Raw genomic sequence first — 6,000 nt, 5'->3', positions numbered from 1 at the left:
CGCAAAACTCGGCGGATGGACCGGCTACGCCTCCCACCGTCCACCTGGACCAATCACCTTCCACACCGGAATGGCCCGCTTCCAAATCCTCGCAAATGGCCCGACAAACGTGTAGATGCACTAGTGCGAAAGCAAGGACCCATACGCCGCGACGGATGTTGCAGGCGGGACTCGTCATTGTCGTCCTGGCGAAAGCCGGGACCTTAACCACCGCATTTGACGGTGAACGAGATCGTGGCCCTAGCGTCGCGCAACAGTGCGCACTTGGGGTAATGGGTCCTGGCCTTCGCCAGGACGACTGCGAATCTTCGTGCGCACTCGTCAGTTGCACGCAGCCACTGCACAGCGACCCCAAATCAGTGATTTGGAAAATTCCGCCCTGCGGACACCCGACTCAGTATTCGACCGGATACAGACGCCTTCACGATCTGGCTATGCAATCTTCAGCCAACAAGAAGAAACGGCATGAAGAAGCTGATCGGTCGTCATCGGGACATTCAATACACACTCACCAACATCGAACCCGACCTCTGGGCCTGGTCGTTCGACATCAACGGCAAGACCAGGCAAGGCACCACGCGCGCGCGGCTCGACCTGCTGGCGCGGCGGCGCGTCTGCACGCTGATCGATCGCGAGTTGAAACGCGCGGAACGTACCAGGCCCAACGAGCCCGACTGATCGCTCTCCCCGGTGAAGGTCCATTGGACGGGCCGCGCCTATCAGAAATGAAAACTCCCGCAGCGCCGGCTGCGGGAGTTGTTGGCATCGGTGACCGCGGGGAGGTCCAACCACCGATACCGACATTCGCTGACCCTGGTCAGGCTGTTTTGGCGAACATCGTCAGCACGCCATCGGCGATGTTGATAGCGACGACCTGCGACGAAGTCAGGCCCTTGGCCTTGAGCGCGGAGACCGCCTGCGGTGTCGCGTCAATCGACTTCCGAAGCGACTGGATGTCGTCCTCCTTGGTCTTTGCCATCGCATCCTCGATCTTCGATCGCATCTCGGGCTTGAGGTCCTTGATGTCGACGACCTGTATGCTCCGGATGACGGTGGACTGATCAGATGACTGCGGCGGCGCATTGGGTTGCGTGCCTTGCGCTTGCACCAAGGCGGGCGTTCCGAGGACGAGCGCGGCAACAGTGACGAATGCTGTGAGATTGCGCATGGTCGATTCCTTTTCGAGGTCAGCAAGCGATAAAACCTACGCGCGAAGTTTGGCTGGCATCTGATTTTTCCATGGCCATTCATTGGAGCCAATGCGACCGCAATGCGGGCGTCGAAGCCCGCTCAGCCGCAGCGCCGACGTCCAGCGCGTCGGCCCGGGCGCGATTGACTACAATGCGATGACGGAAATAGCGATCTCGAGCCGTGGTCCGGCATAGCGCCTGTCATCCGGCCCACCCTCGCCGCACCCGACGTTCCAGACCGCCGGCCATGCGAACCGCTCCAGCCCCGTTGCCGATATCGCCGCGCACGACGTCCAGCGCGTGTCACCGCTGCGTCGCCACAGCACGCCGCCCGGTCCCATGTCCGGATAGAAGGCGATGTCGAGGTCGAAATCGCTGTTGGCACCGAGATCGGGACCGATCCAGTAATAGGGACTGCGTCCACGCTCGCGTCCAAGGATCAAGGTGAGCGTCTGATTCGGCCCGCGCAAGCCAAGCCAGAGCGGTGCGATCACGCCGGGCGCGGGCGTGCAGAGCAGCGTTTGTGGCGCGGCGGTTCCCGCAGCGGTGCGGCCCGCCAGTTTCAGCGCGATGACCGTCGCGGGCGCCAATGTCCCCGACAGCGGTGCAGGGCTGGTCCCGCGCGGCAGCGGCGACCACGCGGCCTGGTCCAGCGATGGCAGCGGCCATGCCAGCTGCTCGCGCGCCACACCTTCGGTATCGAGCACCTGATAGCGGAACCCATCCTGATCGAGCGCGGCCTGCACGCAATGCAGATACTCGACGCCTTCGGGCATCCGGTGCGCGGTGCCGGCGCCCGCCGTGCAGACCTGCAGCACACCGCGATGAACCTGGACGTCGAATGCGAGAATGTGGCTGCACAGATAGGCGGTGACATCGGCGCGGACGAGGATATCCCAGAACCGCTCGCGGTATTCGTGGCCGATCTCGCGCTGATAGCTGCCGCTGTAGCCGTTGATGGCGTACACGGGATGATGGCCCAGCACCAGCTTGTGCCTGGCGTGCTTGTGCTGTGCGAGGACCGCTTGCAGCCAGTCGGTCTCGACGTGCCCCTCGCCGCCGAGGCCGCTCCAGAGCGTGTGCACGAACACCATCACGAGATCGCCGCGGCGAACCCAGTAGGACAGCCCCTCCTGACCGGGCGGGCCGTTGCGCGGCAGCTGCAGCACCTCGCGGAACACCGCCTCGCTCATCTCGTCATAGGTGGTGTGGTTGCCGGTCGTGTGCCACAGCGGCACCGCGCGCCGGTCGAACCAGGACATCTCGACCTCGAACCAATGCCGCCATTGCGCGCGCAGCGCGTCGGCATCGGCGGTGAGGCCGATGATCTCGTCGCCGGGGAACAGAATGAATTCGGGCGCAGGATGCAGCCGGCGCACCACATCGTTCACCGATGCGAAGGTGCGCTCATGCAGCGCGCCCGGAACGCCCGAGCAGGCATCGGCATAGATCACGAACTGGTGGCCCGAATATCTCGGTAACAGAGCCGGAATTGCATCATCCATGGTCGGACCACGTCCTCGCGAGCCACATCATAAAGGAAGGCAGACCAATCGCTCAAGGCAGACATTCGCAGGCGCAAGGTTGCAGGCAGCCGGGGCTTTTGAGATCGTGTGTCACGCATTGCAGTCGTCCCATGACAAGGAGTTCCGGCGTGGCCATCCTCAAGGACCTCAGCATCGGATTCTACAAGATCCCGCTCCCGGTGGTGCTGAGCGACAGCACGCATGGCGAGATCAAGGCGTTCGAGCTCGTCACGATCCGCGCCCGCGATGCCGACGGCGCGGAAGGCACCGGCTACACCTACACGGTCGGCCGCAATGGCGGCGCCATCGCCGATATCCTGGGCCGCGAAATCACCGAGATCGCGCGCGAGATGGAGGCCGACGACACCGAGCAGCTTTGGCACAAGGTGTGGTGGGCGCTGCATTATGGCGGCCGCGGCGGCCCGGCGGTGCTGGCGCTGTCCGCGCTCGACATCGCGTTGTGGGACCTCAAGGCGCGGCGGGCATCGCTGCCGCTGTGGCGGCTGCTCGGCGGCTTCGACCGCCGCGTGCCCTGCTATGCCGGCGGCATCGATCTCGATCTGCCGCTCGATCGCCTGCTCAAGCAGACCGACGACAATCTGGCCAAGGGCTTTCGCGCCATCAAGATGAAGGTCGGCCGGCCGAGCCTTGCGTCCGACGTGGCGCGCGTGAAGGCGATGCGCGGCCATCTCGGCGACGAGTTTCCGCTGATGGCCGACGCCAACATGAAATGGACCGTCGAGGAAGCGATCCGCGCCGCGCGCGCCCTGCAACCGTTCGACCTGACCTGGCTCGAGGAGCCGACGATTCCGGACGACGTCGCGGGACACGTCCGCATCGTGCAGGCCGGCGGCGTGCCGATCGCGGCCGGCGAGAACCTCCGCAGCCTGTGGGAGTTCAAGCCGTATATCGCCGGTGGCGCGCTGTCCTATGCCGAGCCCGACGTCACCAATTGCGGCGGTGTGACCAGCTTCATGAAGGTCGCCCGGCTCGCCGAGGCCTTCAATATTCCCGTCACCAGCCATGGCGCGCATGACATCACCGTGCATCTGCTGGCTGCGTGCCCGAACCGGTCGTATCTCGAGGCGCACGGCTTGGGCCTCGACCGCTATATCGAGCACCCGCTGGTTCTGGAGCAGGGCATGGCGATCGCGCCCGATCATCGCCCGGGGCACGGCATCGCCTTCGACTGGAAAGGCCTTGAGCGGCTCAGCGTCGCCTGACGCAGAAACATTTCTGCACACCAAGACGTGACATTCGGAAATGCAGGTCTGCCGACGCGCGCTAGGCGGCGTCGCGACAAGCTGCTAGCGTTTCGCGCTTCAGATTGCCCAAAGCGCGATGAGATCATCGCGCTTCGGCTCATTGTCTGAGCATGATCTTTTCGGAAAACCGCTTCACACTTTTCCGGATCATGCTCTAGCGTTAAGGGATCGGAGCAAATGGACAACCGTAGTGATGTTTGGCGCGGCGTCGACGCGATCAAGCCGCGTTTCATCGAATTGAGCGACCGGGTCTGGGCGATGCCCGAGGTCTGCTACACCGAGGCGCGCTCATCCGCCGAACATCTGGCCGAACTGCGCCATCAGGGTTTTCGCATCACCGAGAACGTCGCCCAGATCCCGACCGCGGTGATGGGCGAATGGGGCGAAGGCGGCCCGGTGATCGCCTTCCTCGGCGAATATGACGCCCTGCCCGGCCTCAGCCAGGAGGCCGGAATCGCCGAGCATCGCCCGGTCGAAAGCGGCGGCCACGGCCATGGCTGCGGACATAATCTGCTCGGCTCCTCCGCGCTGCTCGCCGCGACCGCGGTGAAGGACTGGCTGGCCGCCAACAAGGTGCCGGGGCGCGTGCGCTATTACGGATGCCCCGCCGAGGAAGGTGGCGCGGCAAAGGCCTTCATGGTGCGCTGTGGCGCGTTCGAGGACGCCGACATAGCCATCACCTGGCATCCGCACAGCTTCTGGGAGGTGGCGGTGACGCCGTCGCTCGCCAATACCCGCGCCGATTTCATCTTCACCGGACGCACCTCGCATGCGGCAGCCTCGCCGCATCTCGGCCGCAGCGCGCTCGATGCGGTGGAATTGATGAATGTCGGCGTCAACTACATGCGCGAGCACATGCCGAGCGACGCCCGGGTGCACTACGCACTGCTCGACACCGGCGGCATCGCGCCCAACGTGGTGCAGGCCCATGCCCGGGTGCGCTATTCGATCCGCGCCCGCGACCTGCCCGGCATGAACGAGCTGGTCGAGCGCGTGCACAAGATCGCACAGGGCGCGGCGCTGATGACCGAGACCAAGGTGGAGATGAAGATCATCTCCGCGGTCTCCAACATCCTGCCCAACACGCCGCTGGAACAGACGCTGCACCGGATCATGGAAGAGCTCGGCCCCCCGCATTTCGACGATGCCGACAAGGATTTCGCCGGCAAGATCCGCGCGACCCTGACCGACAAGGACATCGCTTCGGTCTATTATGCGATCGGCATGGAGCCGACCGACCGGCCGCTCGCCGATTTCCTGGTGCCGATCGACGCCACACGCAATCCGCTGATCGGCTCGACCGACGTCGGCGACGTCAGCTGGGTGGTGCCGACCGTGCAGGTCCATGCACCGACGGTTGCAATCGGCACGCCGTTCCACACCTGGCAGGTTGTGGCGCAGGGCAAGACGCCGGCCGCGCACAAGGCGATGGTGCAGGCCGCCAAGGCGATGGCAGGCCTCGGCGTCAAGGCGCTGATGGAGCCGGAGCTGATCGCGGCCGCCAAGGCCGACCTCAAGAAGCGGACCACAAGAACGCCTTATGTCAGTCCGCTGCCGGCGAATGTTGCACCGCCGTTGGACATGTCGATCGCCTGAGAGCCGCGTGTGCGGGCCGGACCTGCTCTCCGGGATCAAGCAATCGCATATCCCCATCGTCATGGCCGGGCTTGTCCCTGCCAACCACGACTTTCTCACGCGGAAACGGAGACGTGGATGCCCAGCACAAGGCCGGGCATGACGAGTTTGTGGACGGATCGCTTCAGACGCGAACTCCGGCCTGCGTGGCAAAAGCATCTCGGAACAAAGGATAACGAACAAATTTTCCGCACTGCGAGGCGCGCAAGGGCGCGCTTTTGGCGCCGATCTGCTGAACCGGTGTGCGGCAAGGGGAGGTTCTGCACAAGCGATAGCCAAAAGACCTAGGCGCTGAAGGGCGGGAGGCGTTGACCTTCGCGGTCATTCGGTGTGCCATCCTGCCGCCAACACGGCGGCCGGTTCCACGGCCCGCCGCAATAACCA

General features: G+C 64.5%; 5 protein-coding genes. 3 read left to right on the top strand and 2 right to left on the bottom strand.

Features of this window, described 5'->3' with window-relative positions:
- Nucleotides 1–465: 465 nt before the first annotated feature.
- Nucleotides 466–678, top strand: coding sequence for a hypothetical protein (locus I6F38_RS09340; protein WP_057019242.1), 213 nt, complete (start codon nucleotides 466–468; stop codon nucleotides 676–678).
- 139 nt (nucleotides 679–817) lie between these two features.
- On the opposite strand, the gene I6F38_RS09335 is transcribed toward I6F38_RS09340, so the two are convergent.
- Together I6F38_RS09335 and I6F38_RS09330 are read right to left on the bottom strand one after the other, a co-directional pair.
- Nucleotides 818–1,168, bottom strand: a complete 351-nt coding sequence (locus tag I6F38_RS09335; protein ID WP_057019241.1) for a hypothetical protein — start codon at nucleotides 1,166–1,168, stop codon at nucleotides 818–820.
- Nucleotides 1,169–1,336: 168 nt separating this feature from the next.
- A complete protein-coding gene (locus I6F38_RS09330) occupies nucleotides 1,337–2,695 on the bottom strand; it encodes a metallophosphoesterase (RefSeq protein WP_225160117.1) in 1,359 nt (452 codons plus the stop codon).
- Between the two features lie 149 nt (nucleotides 2,696–2,844).
- Here I6F38_RS09330 and I6F38_RS09325 point away from each other — a divergent pair, with 149 nt between their 5' ends.
- Both I6F38_RS09325 and I6F38_RS09320 read left to right on the top strand, forming a co-directional pair.
- Complete coding sequence (locus tag I6F38_RS09325; RefSeq protein ID WP_225160116.1) at nucleotides 2,845–3,939, top strand: mandelate racemase/muconate lactonizing enzyme family protein; 1,095 nt, start codon at nucleotides 2,845–2,847, stop codon at nucleotides 3,937–3,939.
- Nucleotides 3,940–4,158: 219 nt separating this feature from the next.
- Nucleotides 4,159–5,577 (top strand): M20 family metallopeptidase, encoded by a 1,419-nt coding sequence (locus tag I6F38_RS09320; protein WP_225160115.1) that lies wholly within the window; start codon nucleotides 4,159–4,161, stop codon nucleotides 5,575–5,577.
- Nucleotides 5,578–6,000 lie beyond the last annotated feature (423 nt).

The sequence above is a fragment of the Bradyrhizobium sp. BRP56 genome (genome assembly GCF_020194035.1).
Taxonomy (GTDB): Bacteria; Pseudomonadota; Alphaproteobacteria; order Rhizobiales; family Xanthobacteraceae; genus Bradyrhizobium; species Bradyrhizobium australafricanum.
The sequence above is the reverse complement of the archived record's forward strand: the minus strand, read 5'-3'. Positions and strand labels throughout refer to the sequence as shown.

Excerpts from the sequence above, each read along its gene's own strand:
- I6F38_RS09340 (WP_057019242.1), top strand. The coding sequence starts at position 466 with ATGAAGAAGCTGATCGGTCGTCATCGGGACATTCAATACACACTCACC.
- I6F38_RS09335 (WP_057019241.1), bottom strand. The coding sequence starts at position 1,168 with ATGCGCAATCTCACAGCATTCGTCACTGTTGCCGCGCTCGTCCTCGGA.
- I6F38_RS09330 (WP_225160117.1), bottom strand. The coding sequence starts at position 2,695 with ATGGATGATGCAATTCCGGCTCTGTTACCGAGATATTCGGGCCACCAG.
- I6F38_RS09320 (WP_225160115.1), top strand. The coding sequence starts at position 4,159 with ATGGACAACCGTAGTGATGTTTGGCGCGGCGTCGACGCGATCAAGCCG.